Source organism: Pantoea sp. C1E2, assembly GCF_056491465.1.
In genome coordinates, this window is sequence record NZ_JBSZHT010000002.1 from 3,633,630 (window position 1) to 3,656,130 (window position 22,501).

Annotated in this window: 15 protein-coding genes; 4 read left to right on the forward strand and 11 right to left on the reverse strand. The window is 56.6% G+C overall.

Annotated features, from left to right (window positions below; genetic code table 11):
- Window positions 1-32: 32 nt before the first annotated feature.
- From thyA to rppH, 4 genes are all read right to left on the reverse strand, one after another.
- Window positions 33-827 (reverse strand): thymidylate synthase, encoded by a 795-nt coding sequence (thyA, locus tag ACXI0A_RS17365; RefSeq protein WP_476147508.1) that lies wholly within the window; start codon window positions 825-827, stop codon window positions 33-35.
- Window positions 824-1,705: a prolipoprotein diacylglyceryl transferase gene (gene lgt / locus ACXI0A_RS17370; protein ID WP_034823111.1), complete on the reverse strand. Its 882-nt coding sequence runs from the start codon at window positions 1,703-1,705 to the stop codon at window positions 824-826. The genes thyA and lgt overlap by 4 nt, the downstream gene beginning before the upstream one ends.
- Window positions 1,706-1,820: 115 nt before the next feature.
- Window positions 1,821-4,067, reverse strand: coding sequence for a phosphoenolpyruvate--protein phosphotransferase (gene ptsP / locus ACXI0A_RS17375; protein ID WP_224933429.1), 2,247 nt, complete (start codon window positions 4,065-4,067; stop codon window positions 1,821-1,823).
- Window positions 4,068-4,079: 12 nt separating this feature from the next.
- Entirely contained in the window at window positions 4,080-4,610 is a 531-nt protein-coding gene (rppH, locus tag ACXI0A_RS17380; RefSeq protein ID WP_034823115.1) for an RNA pyrophosphohydrolase, read from the reverse strand.
- Window positions 4,611-5,294: 684 nt separating this feature from the next.
- On the opposite strand from rppH, the gene mutH reads away from it, so the two are divergent.
- The 4 genes from mutH (at window position 5,295) to ACXI0A_RS17400 (ending at window position 8,410) form a co-directional block, all read left to right on the forward strand.
- The gene (gene mutH / locus ACXI0A_RS17385) at window positions 5,295-5,981 is read left to right on the forward strand and encodes a DNA mismatch repair endonuclease MutH (protein WP_224933430.1); all 687 of its coding nucleotides are present in this window, start codon (window positions 5,295-5,297) and stop codon (window positions 5,979-5,981) included.
- A 198-nt stretch (window positions 5,982-6,179) separates the two neighbouring features.
- The gene (locus ACXI0A_RS17390; protein WP_224933431.1) at window positions 6,180-6,890 is read left to right on the forward strand and encodes a TerC family protein; all 711 of its coding nucleotides are present in this window, start codon (window positions 6,180-6,182) and stop codon (window positions 6,888-6,890) included.
- A gap of 117 nt (window positions 6,891-7,007) precedes the next feature.
- Complete coding sequence (locus ACXI0A_RS17395; protein ID WP_224933432.1) at window positions 7,008-7,226, forward strand: YgdI/YgdR family lipoprotein; 219 nt, start codon at window positions 7,008-7,010, stop codon at window positions 7,224-7,226.
- A gap of 143 nt (window positions 7,227-7,369) precedes the next feature.
- The gene (locus ACXI0A_RS17400) at window positions 7,370-8,410 is read left to right on the forward strand and encodes an NADP(H)-dependent aldo-keto reductase (protein ID WP_224933433.1); all 1,041 of its coding nucleotides are present in this window, start codon (window positions 7,370-7,372) and stop codon (window positions 8,408-8,410) included.
- Between the two features lie 102 nt (window positions 8,411-8,512).
- Here the strand turns inward: ACXI0A_RS17400 and lplT are convergent, their stop codons facing one another.
- The 7 genes from lplT to ACXI0A_RS17435 form a co-directional block, all read right to left on the reverse strand.
- A complete protein-coding gene (lplT, locus tag ACXI0A_RS17405) occupies window positions 8,513-9,703 on the reverse strand; it encodes a lysophospholipid transporter LplT (RefSeq protein WP_476147506.1) in 1,191 nt (396 codons plus the stop codon).
- Window positions 9,700-11,850, reverse strand: coding sequence for a bifunctional acyl-ACP--phospholipid O-acyltransferase/long-chain-fatty-acid--ACP ligase (gene aas, locus ACXI0A_RS17410; RefSeq protein ID WP_476147504.1), 2,151 nt, complete (start codon window positions 11,848-11,850; stop codon window positions 9,700-9,702). Before aas ends, lplT begins: the two co-directional genes overlap by 4 nt.
- A 163-nt stretch (window positions 11,851-12,013) precedes the next feature.
- Complete coding sequence (locus ACXI0A_RS17415) at window positions 12,014-13,408, reverse strand: efflux transporter outer membrane subunit (protein ID WP_476147503.1); 1,395 nt, start codon at window positions 13,406-13,408, stop codon at window positions 12,014-12,016.
- A gap of 3 nt (window positions 13,409-13,411) precedes the next feature.
- The gene (locus ACXI0A_RS17420; RefSeq protein WP_476147501.1) at window positions 13,412-16,513 is read right to left on the reverse strand and encodes an efflux RND transporter permease subunit; all 3,102 of its coding nucleotides are present in this window, start codon (window positions 16,511-16,513) and stop codon (window positions 13,412-13,414) included.
- Complete coding sequence (locus ACXI0A_RS17425; RefSeq protein WP_476147499.1) at window positions 16,510-19,710, reverse strand: efflux RND transporter permease subunit; 3,201 nt, start codon at window positions 19,708-19,710, stop codon at window positions 16,510-16,512. Before ACXI0A_RS17425 ends, ACXI0A_RS17420 begins: the two co-directional genes overlap by 4 nt.
- The gene (locus ACXI0A_RS17430) at window positions 19,707-20,951 is read right to left on the reverse strand and encodes an MdtA/MuxA family multidrug efflux RND transporter periplasmic adaptor subunit (RefSeq protein WP_476147497.1); all 1,245 of its coding nucleotides are present in this window, start codon (window positions 20,949-20,951) and stop codon (window positions 19,707-19,709) included. Before ACXI0A_RS17430 ends, ACXI0A_RS17425 begins: the two co-directional genes overlap by 4 nt.
- Before the next feature lie 142 nt (window positions 20,952-21,093).
- Window positions 21,094-22,494 carry an efflux transporter outer membrane subunit gene (locus ACXI0A_RS17435; RefSeq protein ID WP_476147496.1) on the reverse strand — a complete coding sequence of 467 codons (1,401 nt, stop codon included), beginning with the start codon at window positions 22,492-22,494 and terminating at the stop codon, window positions 21,094-21,096.
- Window positions 22,495-22,501 lie beyond the last annotated feature (7 nt).

Genomic DNA, 22,501 nt, shown 5'->3' on the forward strand with positions numbered 1-22,501 from the left:
GTGGCGGGGCTTCAGCGTTATGACGAGTGCGTTTACACTGCCACCGGCGCTTTAATGGCTGGATGCGGGTCGTAGCTTTCAATCTCAAAATCTTCGAAGTTGTAATCGAAGATAGAAGCAGGCTTACGTTTGATCACCAGTTTCGGCAGCGGGCGCGGCTCGCGCGTTAGCTGCAGCTGTGCCTGTTCCAGGTGGTTGCTGTACAGATGCGTGTCGCCACCGGTCCAGACAAAGTCACCCACTTCCAGATCGCACTGCTGCGCCACCATATGCACCAGCAGTGCATAGCTGGCGATATTGAACGGCAGGCCAAGGAAGATATCGCACGAGCGCTGATAGAGCTGGCAAGAGAGCTTGCCGTTTGCCACGTAGAACTGGAAGAAAGCATGGCAAGGTGCCAGCGCCATCTGATCCAGCTCGCCCACGTTCCATGCCGATACAATGATGCGGCGTGAATCGGGATCGCGCTTCAACTGCTCAATCACTTTGCTAATCTGGTCGATCTCTTCGCCTGACGCACTGCCCCAGCTGCGCCACTGCTTACCGTAGACCGGGCCTAAATCGCCATTCTCATCCGCCCACTCGTCCCAAATCGTCACCTTGTTATCTTTCAGGTAGCTGATATTGGTTTCGCCTTTCAGGAACCACAGCAGCTCATGAATGATCGAGCGCAGGTGCACTTTCTTGGTGGTGACCAGCGGAAAACCGTCCTGCAAATTGAAACGCATCTGGTGGCCGAAAATGGACAGGGTGCCGGTGCCAGTTCGGTCGGCTTTCTCTGCGCCTTCATTCAGCACATGTTGCATTAAATCCAGATACTGTTTCATTTTACCTCACGAGTTTGTTGCTGCGGACGACGACGAAACGCCCAGATCATCATAATCACACCGGCCAGAATCATCGGGATCGAGAGAATCTGCCCCATGCTGATGCCGCCTTCAAACAGGCCAAGTTGGGCATCCGGCTGACGGAAGAACTCCACGATGATGCGGAAAGCGCCATAGCCAATCAGGAACAGGCCAGAGACGCTGCCCATCGGACGCGGCTTACGAATAAACAGATTGAGGATGATGAACAGCACGATACCTTCGAGGAACAGTTCATACAGCTGCGAAGGATGACGCGGCAACACACCGTAGGTGCTCAGCAGCTGCTGATACTGCGGGTTGTTCGCCGCCAGCGCGATATCTTCACTGCGCGAACCCGGGAACAGCATCGCGAATTTGAAGTTAGGATCGACACGGCCCCACAGCTCGCCGTTGATGAAGTTGCCGAGACGACCGGCTCCCAAACCAAACGGAATCAGCGGTGCAATGAAATCAGAGACCTGGAAGAACGTGCGTTTAGTACGGCGCGCAAACACCAGCATCACCACGATCACCCCGATCAAGCCACCGTGGAACGACATACCGCCATCCCAGACTTTGAACAGATAGAGTGGATTATCGAGGAACAGCGGCAGGTTATAGAACAGCACGTAGCCGATACGGCCACCGAGGAACACGCCGAGGAAGCCCGCATACAGCAGGTTTTCCACTTCTTCTTTTTTCCAGCCGCTGCCGGGTTTGTTGGCACGGCGTACCGCCAGCCACATAGCAAATACAAAGCCCACCAGATACATCAAACCGTACCAGTGAAGCGAAATCGGTCCGATGGAGAAAATTACCGGATCGAATTGGGGAAACGAAATGTAGCCGTTAGTCATCTTTCACCATCGTTTTTTCTGCCCTGAAACGGGTCTGGCTAAGGGGTCATGCCATAAAAGGCTGCGCATGATAGCACAGCCGCTTTTCACAATTGCCGTGGAAATGTAAACGCCGTTAACGACCGCCGCGAATCAAACCGCCCAGGCCACGTCGCTCCATAAACGCGGACACCAGATGGCGCACTTCAGACGCGGTATGTGCCGCTGCGCCATGTTCACTGAGCTTCTGCGTTTCCTCGTGATCGAGGTGACGCAACAGATACTTCACGCGCGGAATGTTTTTACCGTTCATGCTGAGGTGGTGATAACCCATACCCACCAGCAGCGCCACGCACATTGGATCGCCGGCCATTTCACCACACAGGCAGAGTTCCAGTTTGGCCAGGCGGGCTTCATGAGCAATGCTTTGCAGCGCACGCAGCATCGCCGGATGCAGCGGATCGTACAGATTTGCGACTCGCGTGTTGTTGCGGTCTACCGCCAGCAGATACTGCGTCAGATCGTTGGTGCCCACCGAAATAAAGTCCACACGTTCCGCCAGATGCGGAATCATAAACAGCATGGAAGGCACTTCGATCATGACACCAATCCGCGGTTTCGGGATCACATAGCCCAGCATCTCCTCCACTTCACGACCGGCGCGATCGATCAGGCGACGTGCATCGTCGATCTCATCGATGTGGCTGATCATTGGCAGCAGAATACTGAGATTGCCGGAGGCTACGTTGGCGCGGAGCATGGCGCGCACCTGCACCAGGAAGATTTCTGGCTGGTCGAGCGTCAAACGGATGCCGCGCCAGCCGAGGCAAGGGTTCTCTTCACTGATCGGCATATAAGGCAGCTGTTTATCGGCCCCGACATCCAGCGTACGGAGCGTCACCGGCTTGTTATAGAACAGTTGCAGCATGCCCTGATATTGCGCCACCTGCTCCTCTTCCGACGGGAAGCCGTTGTGCAGCATAAACGGAATTTCTGTGCGATAGAGGCCAATGCCATCCACCCAGTTATCCAGCTTCTGTTCATGCTCAGGGCTCAGGCCCGCATTCAGCATCACCTGCACCCGTTCGCCGCTTTTCAGCTCACCGGGTTGCTCGACCACGCCTTCCGCCATTTTGCTCAGCGCGTTCTCTTCGGTGATTAAGCGTTGATACTCCTGCACCAGCACCGGTTCAGGATCGATCAGCACTTCTCCGCGATAACCATCGACAATCAGCAGGCGTTTGTTGAGCTGCGCAGGGATGATATCCGCACCCATGACGGTGGGGATGCCCATCGCGCGGGTCAGAATGGCCGCATGGGAATTGGCTGCACCGTCGCGTACCACCACACCGGCTAAACGCTCCGGTGGCAGCTCTGCCAGCGTGGTGGCGGTGAGTTCATCAGCCACCAGCACGAAGCGCTCGGGCCAGGCATTGGTGCCGACCAGCGTATCGTCGAGGTGAAACAGCAGACGTTGTCCGAGCACGCGCAAATCACCCGCGCGCTCGCGTAAATATTGATCCTGCAGACTGGCAAACTGTTCGGCGAACTTCTCGATCACCGTTTTGACCGCCCACTCAGCAACCGATCCGCGATCGATCTCGGCAAACAGATCTTTTTTCAAACGGGCATCGGTTAACAGGTGCGAGTAGAGATCGAAGATCGCCGCACTCTCTTTCTGTACGCTTGCGGTAAAGCGTTTACTGAAGCGGCGGAATTCATTGCCCGCCTCGCCCATCGCCAGCACCAGACGCTCGCGTTCACGCTGCACATCCAGCGTCGAGGCCGCAGAGACCTGATCCAGCAAGGGCTGAGTTTCATCGACCCAACCGGGCGCGACCGCCACGCCAGGCGCCGCCGCAATGGCTTTCACCCGCGTCTGACGGAACTGGCCAAACAGTTGACCGAGCTGCGACTGTGACAGCAAGCCCGCCATCTGCGTAGCAAGCGTCACCAGGAAAGATTCTTCGCTTTCGTCGAATTGACGATGTTCGCGCTGTTGTACCACCAGCACGCCAAGCAGTTGGCGACGGCTGATGATCGGCACGCCGAGGAAAGAGCGATAGCGCTCTTCTTTTACTGAGGGAATGTATTTGAAGCTGGGATGGCTTTGCGCGTCGGCAAGGTTGATCGGCTCGGCTAAACGTCCGACGAGCCCGACAATACCTTCATCAAACGCCAGCGTGACAGTGCGACCGCGCGGCTTTTTCAGCCCGCGCGTCGCCATCAGGTAGTAGCAACGACGATCGTGATCTGCGAGATAAACCGAGCAGACCTCGGTATCCATCGCAAGGCAAATTTCGTTTACCAGAATGTCGAGTGCTTCATTCAGACGCGGAGCACTCGCCACTTTCTCTACTATTTCGCGCAACTGAGTGAGCATAAAGGGCGTGGCCTATCCTCTTTTACGTCGATGAGCGGCATTGTTATTACGCTGCCCCGCACTCTCCTGCATAGACATCACCACGCCAGCGAATTCTTTCATCACGCGGCGATAGACATCGCGCTTAAAAGAGACGACCTGACGTACCGGATACCAAAAGCTGACCCAGCGCCAACCATCAAATTCTGGCGTGCTGCTGTGTTGCACATTGATCTCCGCGTCACTACACATCAACTGCAGAAGAAACCACTTTTGTTTCTGGCCGATACACACCGGCTTTGTGTCCCAACGCACCAAACGTTTTGGCAACTTGTAACGTAACCAGTTACGGGTTGAAGCAAGTATTCGAACATCTTTGCGGTGTAAACCCACTTCTTCGAACAGTTCGCGATACATCGCCTGTTCAGCGGTTTCACCCGGATTGATGCCTCCCTGAGGAAATTGCCAGGAGTGCTGTCCAAAGCGCCTGGCCCATAACACTTGTCCTTGCCTGTTACAGATTACGATACCAACATTCGGGCGGTAGCCATCATCATCGATCACTGGACTACCTCAAAGCTAAATTTGAATAGCCTGATTGTTTCACACTCCTTACAGGCGGTAAACCACTGGATATAGGGGGTGATAGCAGAATAAAAACAGGATAACTCACAGAGAATACCCAAGTTATAAACAGCAGAGCGGTTTTCAGGACGATCTTATTCACCTTTTCTGTGGATAGCTTTGTGAAGAACACGGGAATGAGTTGAATAACCCCTTCAGAAAATTCTCATACACCTAACAATGAATGGCAATAAAAACACTATTTTTCATGATGATAGCGAAAAATGACAGTACTATTTCAGTGCGGATCATTTTATCAATATCCTGAAGTTTGATTATCTGCTCAAAGATCCACCACCGTCGCTTTTATCCACAGAGAATGCCCTAAACCTGGTCAAAGAAAGGAAAAAAAGCGTTCAAATCACTAAAGTCAAGGCTGTAAATCGAAACAGGGGTGCTCTGTTAGGGGGGTTATCCCACCTTTCTGTGGATAAGTAGTCTGGAGATCCTGTTCATTGTCGATAACAAACTGGGATAACCTTGTCATAGCATCCACAACCGTCCGGCAATGCAAATAAAAAAGCACGTTTAATCATGCTATTATCATTGTTATTCACGCCGTTTGCATGTGGAAAACTCGCATGCGCCCGTGCTGTACAACCTTTAACCAATATGAGCTTTACCATGAATTCCCCCGTTTTATTGCCGACACCGCCACATGATGAAGCGGAATTGCTGCAGCGTGCACAACAGCTGGCAGGCCAGACTTTTGCGGCACTGGCAGCGCAGCTGGGCTTGCCGGTGCCTGCCGATTTACGACGGGATAAAGGCTGGGTTGGCATGCTGATTGAGCTGCACCTTGGCGCCAGCGCAGGCAGCAAGGCGGAGCAGGATTTCGCGCATCTCGGTATCGAACTCAAGACCATTCCCGTTGATGCCCAGGGCAAACCGCTGGAAACCACCTTCGTTTGTGTCGCACCCTTAACCGGTAACAGCGGCGTGACCTGGGAATCCAGCCATGTGCGCCATAAGCTGGCCCGCGTGTTGTGGATCCCGATTGAAGGCGATCGTGCCCTGCCGCTCGCGGATCGCCGTGTGGGATCACCGCTGTTATGGCAACCGAGCGAGGAAGAAGATCGGCAACTGCGTGAAGATTGGGAAGAGTTGATGGATATGATCGTGCTGGGTCAGGTAGAACGCATCACTGCCCGTCACGGCGCCTGGCTGCAGATCCGCCCGAAAGCCGCCAACAGTAAAGCCCTGACCGAAGCCATCGGTGAGCATGGAGCGCCAATAATGACCTTACCGCGCGGTTTCTATCTCAAGAAAAGCTTCACCGGACCGCTGCTGGCACGCCATTTTTTACTGTAAATGACTGGACTCGTGACACGTTTAACCCGGCTCCCTTATTCGGGCCGACGTTTGGTGCAGCAAGGCGGCAAGCACGCTCATCCTCCAGCCGCTGTCCCAAGTCAGTGGCTGAGGTAAATGAACGTGGCCAACGTACCTGAAACTTGACGCATCACGTGTATAATCGTCGTTTAATTTTCGTTTAGGATTGAATGATTCATGTTTGACTGGATTGCTGATCCCAATGCCTGGCTGGCACTGGGAACATTGACCATTCTGGAAGTGGTTTTGGGTATCGACAACATCATCTTCCTGTCGCTGGTTGTCGCTAAGTTGCCGAAACACCAACAAAACAAAGCACGCCGCCTCGGTTTAATGGGCGCTATGCTGATGCGACTGGGCCTGCTGGCGTCTATCGCCTGGGTTGTGCGCCTCACAAACCCGCTGTTTACCCTGATGGATCACAGCTTCTCTGCGCGCGATCTGATTCTGCTGTTTGGTGGTCTGTTCTTGTTGTGGAAATCCAGCATGGAGATTCATGAAACCATCGAAGGCGCCGAAGGTGAGCACAAAACCAACGTCCACTCCTTCTTTGGCGCGATCGTGCAGATCATGTTGCTGGACATTATTTTCAGCCTCGATTCAGTGATTACCGCCGTCGGCTTGTCCGATCACCTGTTCATCATGATGGCAGCCGTGGTCATTGCGGTGCTGATGATGATGTTTGCCGCACGCGCCATTGGTGAGTTTGTTGAGCGTCATCCTTCGGTGAAAATGCTGGCATTGGCGTTCCTGATTCTGGTCGGCTTTACCCTGATTCTGGAGAGTTTCGGCATCCATGTACCAAAAGGTTACATTTATTTTGCCATGTTCTTCTCAATGGCGGTGGAGTGCCTGAACCTCATGCGCGGCAAGAAAAGCGCGGCTTAAGGATGTCAAGGGCGAGCGCATCTCGCCCTTTAATTTTAGGAATGATGCGATTACGTCAGCCAGCAAAAGCATTTATTACTACACTTTTGCAGTTGAAGTGGGTTGAGGGAGATAAGAATGAAAGGGTTAGTGAGTGTCGTAGGGATTATGCTGGTCGCGCTGACGTTGAGCGGTTGCAGCAGTAATTATGTAATGGCGACCAAAGATGGCCGCATGATTCAGACGGATGGCAAACCGTCCATCGATAAAGAAACCGGTTTGGTGCAGTACACCGATGGCAAAGGTCATGTGATGCAGATCAACGGTGACGAGGTCTCCACCATCATTGAGCGTTAAGTGCCAAATTCGATTGCCTGCACGATTTTTTCCCCGGTGCAGGCGATTTCCCGAACTTTCCCCCCTTCCTTCCGCGCCGCTTCACAGGCTATAGTCCCAGAGGACACAACATTCCCTTTCATAATGAAAAAAGGAAGCCGGCAATGCATTATCACCGCATCCCCCACAGTACGCTGGAAGTCAGCCAACTGGGGTTAGGAACTATGACGTTTGGTGAGCAAAACAGCGAAGCCGACGCCCACGCGCAACTCGATTACGCGATTAGCAGTGGCATCAACCTGATTGATACCGCTGAAATGTATCCGGTGCCACCGCGCCCGGAAACCCAGGGATTAACCGAACAGTACATTGGCAGCTGGCTCAAAAAGCGCGGCAGCCGTGACAAGATCATTCTGGCCAGCAAAATTGCCGGCCCGGTGCGCGGCGCAGACGCGTCGATTCGTCCTCACCAGGCGCTGGATCGCAAAAACATTCGTGAAGCGCTGGATGCCAGCCTGAAGCGTCTGAATACCGATTATCTCGATCTCTATCAGCTGCACTGGCCGCAGCGTCAGACCAACTACTTTGGCAAACTCGGCTACCAATACAGCGAAACCACCGCCAACGTGACGCTGCTGGAGACGCTGGAAGCGCTGAATGAGCAGGTGCGTGCAGGTAAGATTCGCTACATCGGCGTCTCGAATGAAACCGCCTGGGGCGTGATGCGCTATCTGCAGCTGGCTGAAAAGCACGAGCTGCCACGTATTGTGACCATTCAGAACCCGTACAGCCTGCTGAACCGCAGCTTTGAAGTCGGCTTAGCCGAGATTAGCCAGCACGAAGGCGTTGAACTGCTGGCTTATTCCAGCCTGGCGTTTGGTACGCTGAGCGGCAAATATCTGAATGGCGCGAAACCCGCCGGTGCGCGTAACACGCTGTTCAGTCGCTTCACCCGCTACAGCGGTGAGCAGTCGAATCAGGCGATTGCCGCTTACGTGGATTTGGCGAAGAAGCACAATCTGGATCCGTCGCAGATGGCACTGGCTTACGTGCGTCAACAGCCGTTTGTTGCCAGTACCCTGCTGGGCGCGACGACGATGGAACAGCTGAAGACAAACGTGGAGAGTTTCAACCTGACGCTAAATGCCGATGTGTTAGAAGAACTGGAAGCGATTCACCGTCAGTACACGTATCCAGCACCTTAACAAGCAGTTAACCGTAGCGGCGCGATTTATCGCGCTTTTCTGCAGCGGCATGGCCGCTAACAGATAAGCAATAAATTGTGCCGCTACGGCATTTTGCTTTAGTTACTTGCGCGATTTCCACCACAGCACCGCAATCGCCACGGCGAAAATCCCACCGAACCCGATACCCGTTGCCACTGCAGGCGCACCCAATCTGACGGCAAGGGTGTACAGCCCCAACATCACCAACATCGCGATGTTTTCACCAAAGTTCTGCACGGCAATCGCATTACCCGCGCCCACCGAATCCTTGCCACGCTCCTGCAGCAGCGCATTGAGCGGCACCACGAAGAAGCCACCGAGCGCACCCAACACCATCAGCACCAGATAGGCATTCAGCAAGCTGGTTTGCAGGGAGAACACCACCACCATCACGCCAATCAAAATACCCGCTGGCATGCAACGGCGCACGGTTTGCAGCGTCACCAGTTTCGCCGCCGCCGCCGCACCTATCACAATGCCGATCGCCACCATGGCATTCAGCGTGGTCGGCGTTTTATTGTCAGTGATGCCGAGCGCCACGGGCACCCACAGCACCAGCAGGAAACGCAGCGTCACGCCCGCGCCCCAGAACATGCTGGTGCCGAGCAGGGAAAAACGCGTCTCGCCGTTACGCCACAACAGCAAAGCGGAATCTTTGAAACTGCGGAACATGGCGCCAAACTGCCAGCTTTGACCCGGTCGCGCCGCCAGCAGCTTAGGAATAAAGATATTCGCCACCACCGCCAGCGCGTAAGTGAGCGCACACACAATGAGAGCCGCCAGCAGATTCCAGTCCGCCAGAATGCCGCCCGCCACTGAACCCAGCAGGATTGCAGCAATAGTAGAGGACTCCATCAGACCGTTGGCCTTCACCAGTCGTTCACCGCTGGTGATTTCAGTAAGGATGCCGTACTTGGCCGGTGAATAGGATGCCGCGCCTATGCCCACCAGCGTGTAGCCGAGGAATGGATTGAAGCCAAAGCAGATAACCAGTGCACCCAGCAGTTTTAAACTGTTAGCAAACATCATCACCCGGCCTTTGGCAAAGCTGTCGGCCATCTGCCCGACAAACGGCGCCAGCAAGATGTAAGTGGCCACAAACATCATCTGCAGAATCGGCTGGCTCCAGTCGGGATAGAGCTGGTTTTTCAGCACCGCGAGGGTAGCAAACAGCAGTGCATTGTCGCCAAAGGCGGAGAAAAACTGCGCCACAATCACCGCCATCATATTGCGTGACATTAACGGTGCATCAGGATTAACCGTCTGACTCATGCCTGCTCCTCTTCGGCCAGCTGTTTCAGGCTGACGTAGTCTGGTTTACCGCTACCCAACAGCGGCAGTTGTTTCATCATGCGGATGTCACGCGGCACCGCCAGTTCTGGTGCACCGATTTCGCGAGCGGCTTTTTGCAACCGGTCACGGCTCAGTTCGCTGTCAGTAGTGAACAACACTAAAGCTTCACCACGATTACCGTCAGGGCGCAGTGACGCGGCATGCTGCTTCTCGCCCGAAGCTTTCAGCGCGATCTGCTCGACGATCTCCAGCGACACCATCTCACCGGCGATTTTGGCGAATCGTTTGGCACGGCCCTGAATTTGACAGAAGCCCCCCTCGTCGAAACTGACGATATCACCGGTGTCGTACCAACCGGCTTCCATCTCGCCTTCGCCGTTATCGGCTACCGGCTTCTCCAGCACGCCAGGGTTTTCCACGCGCAGGTAGCCGTTCATTACGTTCGGACCACGCAGTTGCAGGCGACCGCCCTGCTCGATGCCTGGCACCGAAATCAGACGTGAATCCATGCTCGGCAGAATACGACCCACCGTGTGAGTTTTCGCGGCCATCGGCACGTTGATTGCCACCACTGGCGCGCACTCTGTCACGCCGTAGCCTTCAAGAATACGGATGCCGTACTTCTCGGCGTAAATTTGACGCGTGCCTTCCTGTAATTTCTCCGCACCCGCGACCACGTAACGCAGACGTGCGAAATCATACGGGCTGGCAAAGCGCGCGTAGTTACCAAGGAAGGTCGAGGTGCCAAACAGCACGGTGCAGTTACGGTCATACACCAGTTCCGGCACAATGCGGTAATGCAGCGGGCTCGGATAGAGGAAGATCTGCGCCCCGGTCAGCAGCGGCGTAAACAGGCCGACCGTCAGACCGAAAGCGTGGAACAGCGGCAGCGCCGACATAAAGCGATCGCGCGGGGTGAAATCCGCCACGGTACGAATCTGCTCGACGTTCGCCAACAGGCTTTTATGCGAGTGCACCACACCTTTCGGATTGCCTTCCGAACCGGAAGTGAACAGCACCATCGCGGCATCTTCCGGCTGCTGCTTCACCTGGGCACGTCTCGGCATCAGCAGGTGCGCCACAATCCACAGTTTGTCTTTCAACGTGACGGTATCTTTTAGGTCTTCAAGATAGATCCACTGCACCTCGGTTAAACCCTGCGGCAACTGCCACAGGTTGCCCTTTTCCAGGAACTGGCGTGAGGTGAAAACGGTTTTGACCTGCGAAGCGGTGAGCGCCGCACGCATGCCGTTGACACCCGCGGTGTAGTTAAGCATCGCCGGGATACGACCGCGCAGTGACGCACCAAGGATCGCCGCCGCCGTGACGGTGGCATTTGGCAGCAGCAGGCCAACGTATTCGCCCTGCTGGCTGTAGCGCTCAAGAATACGGCCCACGCCGAGTGATTTTTTCAGCAGCCCGGTGTAGCTGTCCGGCTTGAAGTTGATGTCTTCGATGCAAGGTTTGGTGATGCCATAACGCTGGCGCGCATTAAGGAAGGCTTCAAACAGGGTTTCACGCGGACGCACCGCCATGCGCGCTTCCATCATCACATGATGTAAGTGCTCACCCGCCAGAATGCGGCGATCGCGCGCACGTTTCGCCTCCGGCATCGGAATGACGGTAGCCGGTAAGACGCTTAAGGTGATGCGCGGGAACAGGCGGCGTTTGAACACGCCCGCCAGACGACCAAACGGCGTATATTCCGCACCTTCAATGCGCATCGGAACCACGGTGGCACCCGATTTCGCCGCGACAAAACCCGCCCCGCTGTAGATCTTCATCAAGGATCCGGTGACGGTGATACGCCCTTCAGGGAAGATCACCACCGGGCGGCCCTGGTTGATCATGCGCACCAGATGTTTGATCGACATCGGTTTGGTGGGATCGAGCGGCACGAAATCGATGATCGGCTTCAGGAGCCGCATATACCATTGATCGCTGATCGAGGAGTATACAGCGAACACCGGTTTGATCGGCAGAAACAGCGCCACCAAAATGCCATCAAGGAATGACATGTGGTTAGGGGTGATCAGCACTTTTTCTTTGTGCAGGGCGGTGAGATCGCCACGCAGTTCCACCCGCCATAACAGGCGAAACAGGAAACGCAGAACAGTGAATAGCATGCCAGCTCCTTAGCAGCGGTAAAATATGGCGCTTACCTTGCAGGATCTGGCGATTTTCGACAAGTGGCGCGGTGATTTATCGTGATGGATCTTGATGCGCATAAATGCGCACCCTACAAAAACGTGAGGTTGCCATTAATGGCAACCTCTCAGATTTAAAACATCACCCCTGCCAGCCCCCACCCAGCGCCGCAATCAACTCAACGCTGCTCAGCCACTGGGTGCTTTGCAATGACAGCAAGCTTTGTTGCTCGCTCAGGCTGCTGTTTTCCGTGGTCGCCACATCGAGATAATCAATCATTCCGGCGTCATACTGGTTACGCGTCACCCGCGCTGACTCCTGCGCGGCGCTGGTCGCCAGCTGCTGTGAAGCAATCTCGCCCTTCAGCGTATTCAGCTGTACCAGATAATCTTCCACTTCACCCATCGCCGTCAGCACCGACTGGCGATAATCGGCCACGCTGGCGTCATAGGCGGCGCGGGCCTGCTCCACTTTGGCTGAGGTGGCACCGAAGTCCAGCAGCGTGCCGCTCAGCTCCGGCCCTAATGACCAGACGCGATTCGGCAGTGAGAACAGGCTGTTGATGGCCGATGAACTCACGCCGCCCGTGGCGCTTAACGTCAGATCGGGATAGTAACCGGCAATCGCTACGCCCACCGCCGCATTGGCCGATGCCACGTTACGTTCGGCATAAGCGATATCCGGACGGCGTTGCAGCAACGCAGAAGGCAGACTGTTGGGAATCGCGGGTAACGTGGCATCCAGCTTCGCCACTGGCAGCGAGAAATCAGCCGGTGCACGGCCCATCAGTAAGGCTATCGCGTGTTCCGACTGCGCGCGCTGCCACTGATAATCCTGTGCTGAGGCGCGTGCACTCTCCAGCTGCATTTGTGCCTGTGCCAGCGTGGCGCGCGATTCGCTGCCCGCCGAGTACTTGTTCTGAATCACCGTCATATAGCGCTGATAGGCATCAATACTGCGCTGATACAGGGCAATTTTCTCATCGAGGATGCGCAGCTGGAAGTAATCCTGCGCCAGCTCCGATTGGGCACTTAGCGTAATGTTCGCCAGCTCGGCTTTACTCGCCTGCGCACTGGCCTTGTTCTCCTCCAGCGTGCGGCGCAGTTTGCCCCACAAATCCAGCTCCCAGCTGGCGCTGAGATCGGCGGCATGCGCATTGCTGACGCTACGCTGGCCAGTGGTACTGGCGCGACTGCCGCTGCGCGTGCTGCTGGCGTCGTAGCTCACTGACGGGAACAATGCCGCGCGTGACTGCGAGGTCAGCGCCTGTGCTTCACGGTACTGCGCGGCATAGCTCGCCACGTTTTGGTTGGAGATGCTCACCTGACGCAACAGGCTATCCAGCGTGGCATCGTGATACACCGCCCACCAGTCGCCTTTGCTCTGCTCATCCTGCGGCGTGGCCTGCTGCCAGCCTTTGGCTTCTTTAAAGTGGGTCGGCATCGCCATGGTCGGGCGCTGATAATCCGGGCCCACTGCGCAACCCGCCAGCACCAGTGCCATCACCATCGGGGTAAATTTCAGAACATTTTTCATCGATCAGGATTCCACATGACGCATGCGCTGCCACTGACGTTTGGTGGCGCGGCTTAAACTATCGAGCCAGAGATAAACAACCGGCGTGGTAAACAGGGTTAACAACTGGCTGAGGGCCAAACCACCAGCAATCGCGATGCCGAGCGGACTACGCAAGTCCGCATCGCCGCCGCTGCCTAATGCCAGCGGCAAGGCACCAAAGAAGGCCGCCAGCGTGGTCATCATGATCGGACGGAAACGCATCAAGCAGGCTTGCGTGATCGCCTGTTTCGGCGACATGCCCTGCGTGCGTTCAGCGTGGATCGCAAAGTCGATCATCATGATGGCGTTCTTCTTCACGATGCCGATCAGCAAAATGATGCCGATCAGGGCGATCACCGTCAGCTGAGTGTTGGTGAGCAGCAGCAGCAGCAGCGCGCCCACCCCGGCCGATGGCAGCGTGGAGAGAATGGTGATGGGATGGATATAACTCTCGTACAGCACGCCCAGCACGATATACACCGCTGCCAGCGCGGCAATAATTAGCCACGGCATGGTGGCGGTGAGCTGCGCGAAGGCGGCTGCGGTACCGGCAAATCCGGCCTGAATAGTGGACGGCAAGCCGAGCTGCGCCATTGCTTGCTTGATCAGCGCCTGTGCCTGCTCCAGCGACACGCCATCATTCAGGTTAAAGGCGACAGTGCTGGTGGCCGACTGCCCCTGATGCGCCACCGACAGCGGCGCATTACCGCCTTTGAAGCTGGCGAAGGCCGCCAGCGGCACACGATCGCCGCTGTCGTTGATCACATACAGCTCTTTGAGGATCTCAGGATCGCGGGTATAGCTGTCCTGCAATGACATCACCACGTGATACTGATTGAGCGTGTGATACAGCGTCGCCACCTGGCGCTGGCTAAAGGCGTTATTCAGCATGGTATCCAGCATCTGCACGTTGACGCCGAGCCGTTGGGCGCGATCGCGATCGATATTGATCACCACTTCCTGGCCGCCGGTTTGTGAATCAGAGTCCACGCTGTTGAGTTGTGGGATCGCCGCCAGCGCCGCCTGCACTTTTGGCGTCCACTCGCGCAGCACATCCAGATCGTCCGCCTGCAAACTGTATTGATAGGTGGCGTTGGCGCTGCGCCCACCAATATGCAGATCCTGCGCCGCCATCAGGAACATCTGCGCCCCGGCGATATGGCTGGTCTTCAGGCTCAGGCGGTTAGCCACTTCGGTGGCTGTGGCATCGCGGTCACTGAAATCTTTCAGGCGCACAAAGAAGTTGGCGCTGTTACGCGAGCCAAACATGCCGCTGCCCATCGACGACATCACGCTGTCCACCGCCGGATCCGACTGGATGATCTTGGTGAACTCCAGCATCTTCGGCTTCATCGCCTGGAACGAGATGTTTTGGTCAGCACGCAGTGCGCCCATCAGCAGGCCAGTATCCTGATTGGGGAAGAAGCCTTTCTGCACCACGGTGAACAGAAACAGATTGAGCAGCACCGTCAGCACCAGGCTGAACATGGTGATCTTCTGGTGCGCCATCACCCACGTTAGCCCACGCGAATAGGCTGCCAGCAAGCCATTCAGCTGGTTTTCGATAAACTGATACAGCGGATGAGGCCGCTTACTGACTTTCGGTTTCGGCTTCAGCAGACGCGCGCACAGCATCGGCGTCAGGCTGAGTGAAACAAACATCGAGATCAGTAGCGACACGGTGAGCGTCACCGCAAACTCGCGGAACAGACGCCCGACAATGCTGCCCATCAACAGGATCGGGATAAACACCGCGATCAGCGACATGGTCATCGACAGCACGGTGAAACTCACTTCCTGCGCGCCTTTCAGCGCCGCGCGCAGCGGACTTAAGCCCTCTTCGATATGGCGGGTGATGTTTTCCAGCACCACGATGGCATCATCGACGACAAATCCCGTGGCGATAATCAGCGCCATCAGCGACAGGTTATCGAGGCTATAGCCCAGCAGATACATCACCGCACAGGTGCCAATCAACGACACTGGCAGCGCCAGCGCCGGGATCACCACCGCCTGCACGTTACGCAGGAACACAAACACCACCGCGATCACCAGCAACATGGCGATCAGCAGCGTCTCTTCGGTGTCGTACAGAGATTCACGCACCGTTGGCGAGCGGTCCACCACCACTTTCAGTTGGGTATCCGCGGGCAGATCTTTTTCCAGCGCCGGCAACTGCGCTTTGATGGCATCAATGGTGTCGAGCATATTGGCGCCGGCCTGGCGCTTAATGCCCACCATCACCGACGGCTGCGAGTTAAGGAAACCGGCCTGGTACTGATCTTCCACCGAATCGTAGACGGTGGCGACATCGTGCAGGCGCACCGCTTTTCCGTCTTTATAGCTGACGATCAGATCCTGATACTGCGCCGCTTTATCCAACTGCCCATTGCTGTCCACCACCCATGATTGCTGACTGCCCTGCAGAATGCCTTTGGGTTTGTTGGTGGTGCTATTGGCGATGGCTTCACGTACCTTATCCAGCGAGATGCCGTACTGCGCCAGCTTGAGCGGTTGCAGATCGATACGCACCGCTGGCAGCGCACTGCCCATCAGCGACACTTCACCGACACCTTTAACCTGCCCCATCGCCTGCTCGATTTTGCTCTCGGCGAGGTCGTAGAGTTCACCCGGCGTGCGCGTGGCGGAGGTCAGCGCCAGCATCACAATCGGCGCATCGGACGGGTTAGCTTTGCGATAGGTCGGCAGCGACTCCATGGCGCTCGGCAGCAGACTGCGCGCGGCATTGATCGCCGCCTGCACATCACGCGCCGCCCCGTTGATGTCGCGGTCGAGATCAAACTGCAAAATGACGCTGGTGGAGCCCTGCGAGCTGGTTGAGGTCATTTCGGTGACGCCGGCGATCTGCCCGAGCGAGCGCTCCAGCGGTGTCGCCACCGTGGCCGCCATGGTTTCCGGGCTGGCACCGGCTAAGCTGGCACTGACCATGATGGTCGGGAAATCCACCTGCGGCAGCGGGGCCACCGGCAGCAGCCGATAACCCAGCAAACCGAGTAGCATGATCGACAACGTTAACAACAACGTGGTGACCGGGCGGAAGATAAATAGCCTGGTTAAGTTCATTCCTCGCTCCGCGCCTGCTGCTGTTTACGCTGCATATAGCGCTTGCCGCGCTGCGCGATACCATCGAACCACAGGTAGATGACCGGCGTGGAGAACAGCGTCAGCACCTGGCTGAAAATCAAGCCACCAACGATCACCAGACCGAGCGGCTGACGCAGTTCCGCACCGGATCCCGACGCCAGCATCAGCGGCAGCGCACCGAGCAGCGCCGCCATGGTGGTCATCAGAATCGGACGGAAGCGCAGTAAACAAGCCTGATGAATCGCATCACGCGGGCTCATCCCCTGCTTGTTTTCGGCTTCCAGTGCGAAGTCGATCATCATAATGGCGTTCTTCTTCACGATGCCGATCAGCAGGATCACCCCGATCAGCGCAATCAAACTGAACTCAGTGCCCGCCAGCAGCAGCGTCAACAGTGCGCCGACTGCCGCCGACGGCAGCGTCGAGAGAATGGTCACCGGATGAATAAAGCTCTCATACAGGATGCCCAGCACCACATACATGGTGACCAGCGCCGCCAGAATCAGCCACAGCGTGTTGCCGGTGGCGCTCTGGAACGCTGAGGTTTCCCCCTGATAGCGCAGCGTTATGCTGGACGGCAGATTCAACTGCTGCGTCACTTCGGCAATCGCTTTCTGCCCATCCTCCAGCGAGTAACCGCTGTTGAGGTTGAACGATACCATCACCGCCGGGAACTGATTCAGACGCATATGCATCAGTGAACCGGTGCGCTGGTGAATGGTGGCAATCGAGGTCAGTTTCACCATGCCCGTGGTGGTGGTGTCGCTGTCCGAGCTGGTGGTCGAGCTGCTACCTGAGCTACTGGATATGGTGCCCGAACTGCTGCTGGTTGAGGTGCTGGAACTGCTGCTCACCGGCAGATAGACATCATCAAACGACGCCGGAGACTGCTGATACTGCGGCGCCACTTCCAGCACCACGCGATACTGGTTGGCCTGGGTAAAGATGGTGGAAACCAGACGCTGACCAAAACTGTTGTACAGCGCCGTATCCACATCCGAGGCGGTGATACCGTAACGCGCGGCTTTGTCGCGGTTCAGTTCAACGTAAGCGACACGGCCCTGATCCTGCAGGTTACTCACCACACCGTTAAATTCCGGGCGTTGCTGCAAGGCGGCCACCATCTTCGGCGTCCAGCTCACCAGGTTTTCACTGTCAGCATCATCAAGCGTGAACTGATACTGGCTCGGCGTGACCTGATCGTTGACCGTCAAATCCTGCGCCGGCTGCAAGTAGAGCTGAATACCCGCTACCTGCTCCGCCGCCTGCTGCAACTGCTTGATCACCACATCGGCTTTGTCATCGCGCTCATCAAACGACTTAAGGTTGATTTGGATGCGACCACTGTTGAGGCTGGTGTTGCTGCCGTCGATGCCAATGGTGGATGACAAGCTGTCCACTGACGGGTTCTGAAGAATCACTTTCGCCAGCGCTTGCTGACGCTTCGACATCTCGCTAAACGACACATCCTGCGACGCCACGGTAATACCTTGAATCAAACCGGTATCCTGCGTCGGGAAGAAGCCTTTCGGGATAGCAATATACAGCAGCGCCGTCAGCGCGAAGGTCGCCAGCGCCACCAGCAGCGTCAGCTTCTGATGGTTCAGCACCACGGTCAGAAGACGGTCATAGCCACGCACCAACTTATCGAATATTTGTCCGCCCTTACGCGAGAAGCGCGACTGCTTCTCTTCCGGGATATGCTGCAACAGATAGGCGCACAGCATGGGCGTCAGCGTCAGTGACACCACCATCGACACCAGAATCGACACCGCCAGCGTGATGGCAAATTCGCGGAACAAGCGCCCCACGACATCGCCCATAAACAGCAGTGGAATCAGTACTGCAATCAGCGAGAAGGTCAGCGAGATGATGGTGAAGCCGATCTGCTGCGAGCCTTTCAGCGCCGCCTGCATCGGCGTTTCGCCCTCTTCCAGCCGACGCGAAATGTTCTCCACCACCACAATCGCATCATCGATGACGAAGCCGGTGGCGATGGTCAGCGCCATCAGCGACAGGTTATTGAGGCTGAAATCGGCCAGATACATCACGCCGAAGGTGCCAATCAGCGACAGCGGCACCGCCACGCTCGGGATTAGCGTGGCCGCCACATTGCGCAGGAACAGGAAGGTGACCATCACCACCAGCGCCACCGACAGCATCAGTTCAAACTGCACGTCGCTGATGGATGCACGGATGGTTTGGGTACGATCCGACAAGATGCTCATCTTCACGCCATCGGGCAGCGCGGCCTGCAGGGTCGGCAACTGCGCTTTGATACTGTCCACCACCTGGATCACGTTGGCACCGGGCTGGCGCTGCACGCTGATCACAATCGCCGGGCTATTATTGGCCCACGCCGACTGGAAGCTGTTTTCCGGACCCTGTTCAATGTGCGCGATATCTTTCAGACGCAGCGCGGCACCGTTCTGATAGGTGATGATCAGGTTGCCGTACTCATCGGCGGTGCGCAGCTGATCGTTGGCATCGATGGTGACCGAATGGTATTTGCCGTCGAAGCCACCTTTAGAGCCATTCACGTTGTTGTTGCTGATCAGCGTATTCACGTCTTCCAGCGACAGCTTGTGTGCCGCCAGCGCTTTCGGGTCCATCTGCACGCGGATAGCAGGCTGATGACCGCCCGCCAGCGTCACCATACCGACACCGTTGATCTGCGACAGCTTCAGCGCCACACGGGTGTTCACCAGATCCTGCACCTGGGTCAGCGGCAGGTTGTCGGAACTGGCGGCCAGCGTAATCACCGCCGTGTCCGCCGGGTTGACCTTTTTATAGGTTGGCGGATTCGGCAGATCGCTCGGCAGCAGGTTGTTTGCCGCGTTGATCGCCGCCTGCACTTCCTGCTCGGCGACATCCAGCGACAGATCGAGGCTGAACTTCAGCGTGATGATCGACGAGCCACCGGAGCTGGTGGAGGTCATCTGGCTCAAACCGGCCATCTGCCCCAGCTGGCGCTCCAGCGGTGAGGTCACTGACGACGCCATTACATCCGGACTGGCGCCGGGATACAGGGTGGTGACCTGAATGGTCGGGTAATCCACCTGCGGCAGCGCCGAGGTGGAAAGGAACTTGTAGGCAAAGATCCCGGAAATCAGCACGCCGACCATCAGCAGGATGGTGGCGACGGGACGCTGGATAAACAGACGAGACGGATTCATTTTTTGGCCGCTGTGGCAGTTTTGCTGTCATCGGCCAGAGAGACTTTACTGCCGTTGGTCAGACGATCGATGCCTTCGGTGACCAGACGCTCGCCCGGCTCGACGCCTTTCAGGATCGACTGCTGATCTTCACCAAACGCCGGGCCGGTGGTCACGGCTTTGCGCGTCACCGTATTGTCTTTATTGATCACAAACACAAAGCTGCCGTCGCTGCTGAGTTGCAGCGCCTGCGCCGGGATCACCGTGGCGTTATTCAGGATGTTAGTTTGCAAACGCAGATTCACAAACTGATTGGCAAACAGTGATTCATCTTCATTCGGGAAGGTAGCTTTCAGCTCGATGGTGCCGGTAGTGGTATCGATCTGGTTGCTGATGAACTGCACCTTACCCTGAGCCAGTTGGGTGCTGTTGTCCTGATCGAACGCTACCGCGGGCAGACTTTCCCCGCTATGCAGCGCTTTCGTCAGCTGTGAGATGTTGCTCTGCGGCACGCTGAAGGTGACAGCAGCAGGCTGCATTTGCGTCACCACCACAATGCCGGTGGTATCGGTGGTTTGCACCATGTTGCCCGGATCGACCAGACGCAGGCCGACACGACCGCTGACTGGCGAAGTGATGCGCGCGTACTCAATGTCCAGCTTCGCGCTGGCGATCTGCGCCTGATCGGCCGCCACGGCGCCTTTATACTGCCCAACGGTGGCGGTTTGCGTGTCGAGATCCTGGCGTGACAGCGAGTCCTGCGCCGCCAGCTTTTTGTAGCGAGCCAGCGTCAGTTCGGCGCTTTTCAGCAACGCCTGGTTCTGATTGAGATCGCCCTGATACTGCGCCAGCGTGGCCTGATAGCTGCGCGGATCGATCTGCGCCAGCAGCTGACCGGCTGCCACTTTTTGCCCTTCGGTAAAGAACACTTTTTCCAGTTGGCCCGCTACGCGGCTGGTGACGGTAACACTGGCATTGGGGATCACCGTGCCCAGCGCATTGAGATACACTGGCACATTGGCTGTTGAAGCTATGCCGCTGTGCACCAGCGTGGCACTGCCGCCCGCCATCGCCATGCCCGGAGGTCCACCTGCGCCACCGCGATGACCGCCCTTTCCTCCACCTGGCGGCATGCCACCCGGCGCCCCGCTATGTCCGCCCACCACGCGCCAAATCACGCCAGCCACAATCAATACGACAAGTAAAATGAGTAGCCATTTCAGCCAGTGGAAACGCGATCTGCGAGGAGAATTAATTGTCATCGGACTCTTCAGATAAACAGGAAAAAGGAAAATCCCCTGCAATGGCAGGGGATTATTTCAAAGGAAATCATCACTGCTTGTATTATCAGCTGAAGTGCCATGGAATTTCCATGGAGAAACCGTAAGGGTAACGTTAAGGCAATCAGGCCTTCCAACCGCCTCCTAAGGCTTTATACAAGGTGATTTTTTCGCTCAACTGGCCCAGATGCGCACTGATCAGCGACTGCTGCGAACTGTAAAGCGATCGCTGGGCCACTAATACATTGAGATAATTGTCTACGCCTTGCTTAAAGCGCATTTCGGAATAGTCGTAATCGCGCTGATTGGCACCGACCTCCTGTTGCAGCGCTGTCAGCTGATCCTGCCAGGTATCCTGACCGGCCAGCGCATCATTCACCTCTTTGAACGCGGTTTGAATCGCTTTCTCATAGTCAGCAATTTCAATGCGTTTCTCGATATGCGCGATGTTGAGATTAGCCTCGTTTTTGCCACCGTCAAAGATCGGCAGATTTATCGATGGTACGAACGACCAGGCACCGGTGCCGCCGCCAAGCAAACTGCCGAGCGAGCTGCTGGTCGATCCGCCGGAAGCCGTCAGCGTGATGCTCGGGAAGAACGCCGCACGCGCTGCGCCAATATTGGCATTCGCCGCTTTCAGCGTATGTTCCGCCGCCATGATATCCGGACGGCGCGTCAGCAGATCTGACGGCAAGCCCGCCGGCGTGGCCGGGAACTGCCAGTTAGCATCCAGCGTGGCGTGAGACAGCAAGGTGGCGGGCAGATCGGTGCCCACCAGCAGCCGCAGCGCATCCACATCCTGACGTACCTGACGCGTATAGCTCGCCACATCCGCCTGAGCGGCACGTACCGTGCTCTCTGCCTGTGCCAGATCCTGATCGCTGCTGGCGCCACCGTTATAACTGAGCTGCGTCAGACGGTAAGATTCCTGCTGGCTCTTAGCCGTGTTTTGCGCCAGGTGCAGCAGATCGTTATCCGAACTCAAGGTCAGCCAGGCGGTTGCCACTTCCGAAATCAGCGAGATGCGCGTGGCGCGTTCAGTAGCCGCCGTGGACAGGTAGGTCTCCTGTGCCTCATCACGCAGGCTCTGTAAGCGACCAAAGAAATCCAGCTCCCACGAGGTGACGCCCAGTCCGGCGTTGAGCTCGTGATAGGTCACCGCACCAGTGGTTTTGGTGTTGTAGAGATTGGCCGGCTCATGCGCCGAGGTCTGGCTGGCGGTGGCGTTAATCGACGGCATTAACGCGGCGCGCTGCACCGTGACGCTCTGCTGCGCTTCCTGCACATTCAATGCCGCAACGCGCAGGTCGCGGTTATTATCGAGCGACAGCTGAATCAGGTTGCGCATCGTGGCGTCGCTAAAGAAGTTCTGCCACGGCAGATCGGCCACGTTGCCCACTGGCGTGGGCTGATCGTATTTTGCGTCCACCGGCATCGCGGGGCGCTGATAGTGCGGCGCCAGCGTACAACCTGCCAGCACCATGGCCAGCGGCAGCAGCGCCACACGGAAAGTTTTAGTGTTCATGTTTATT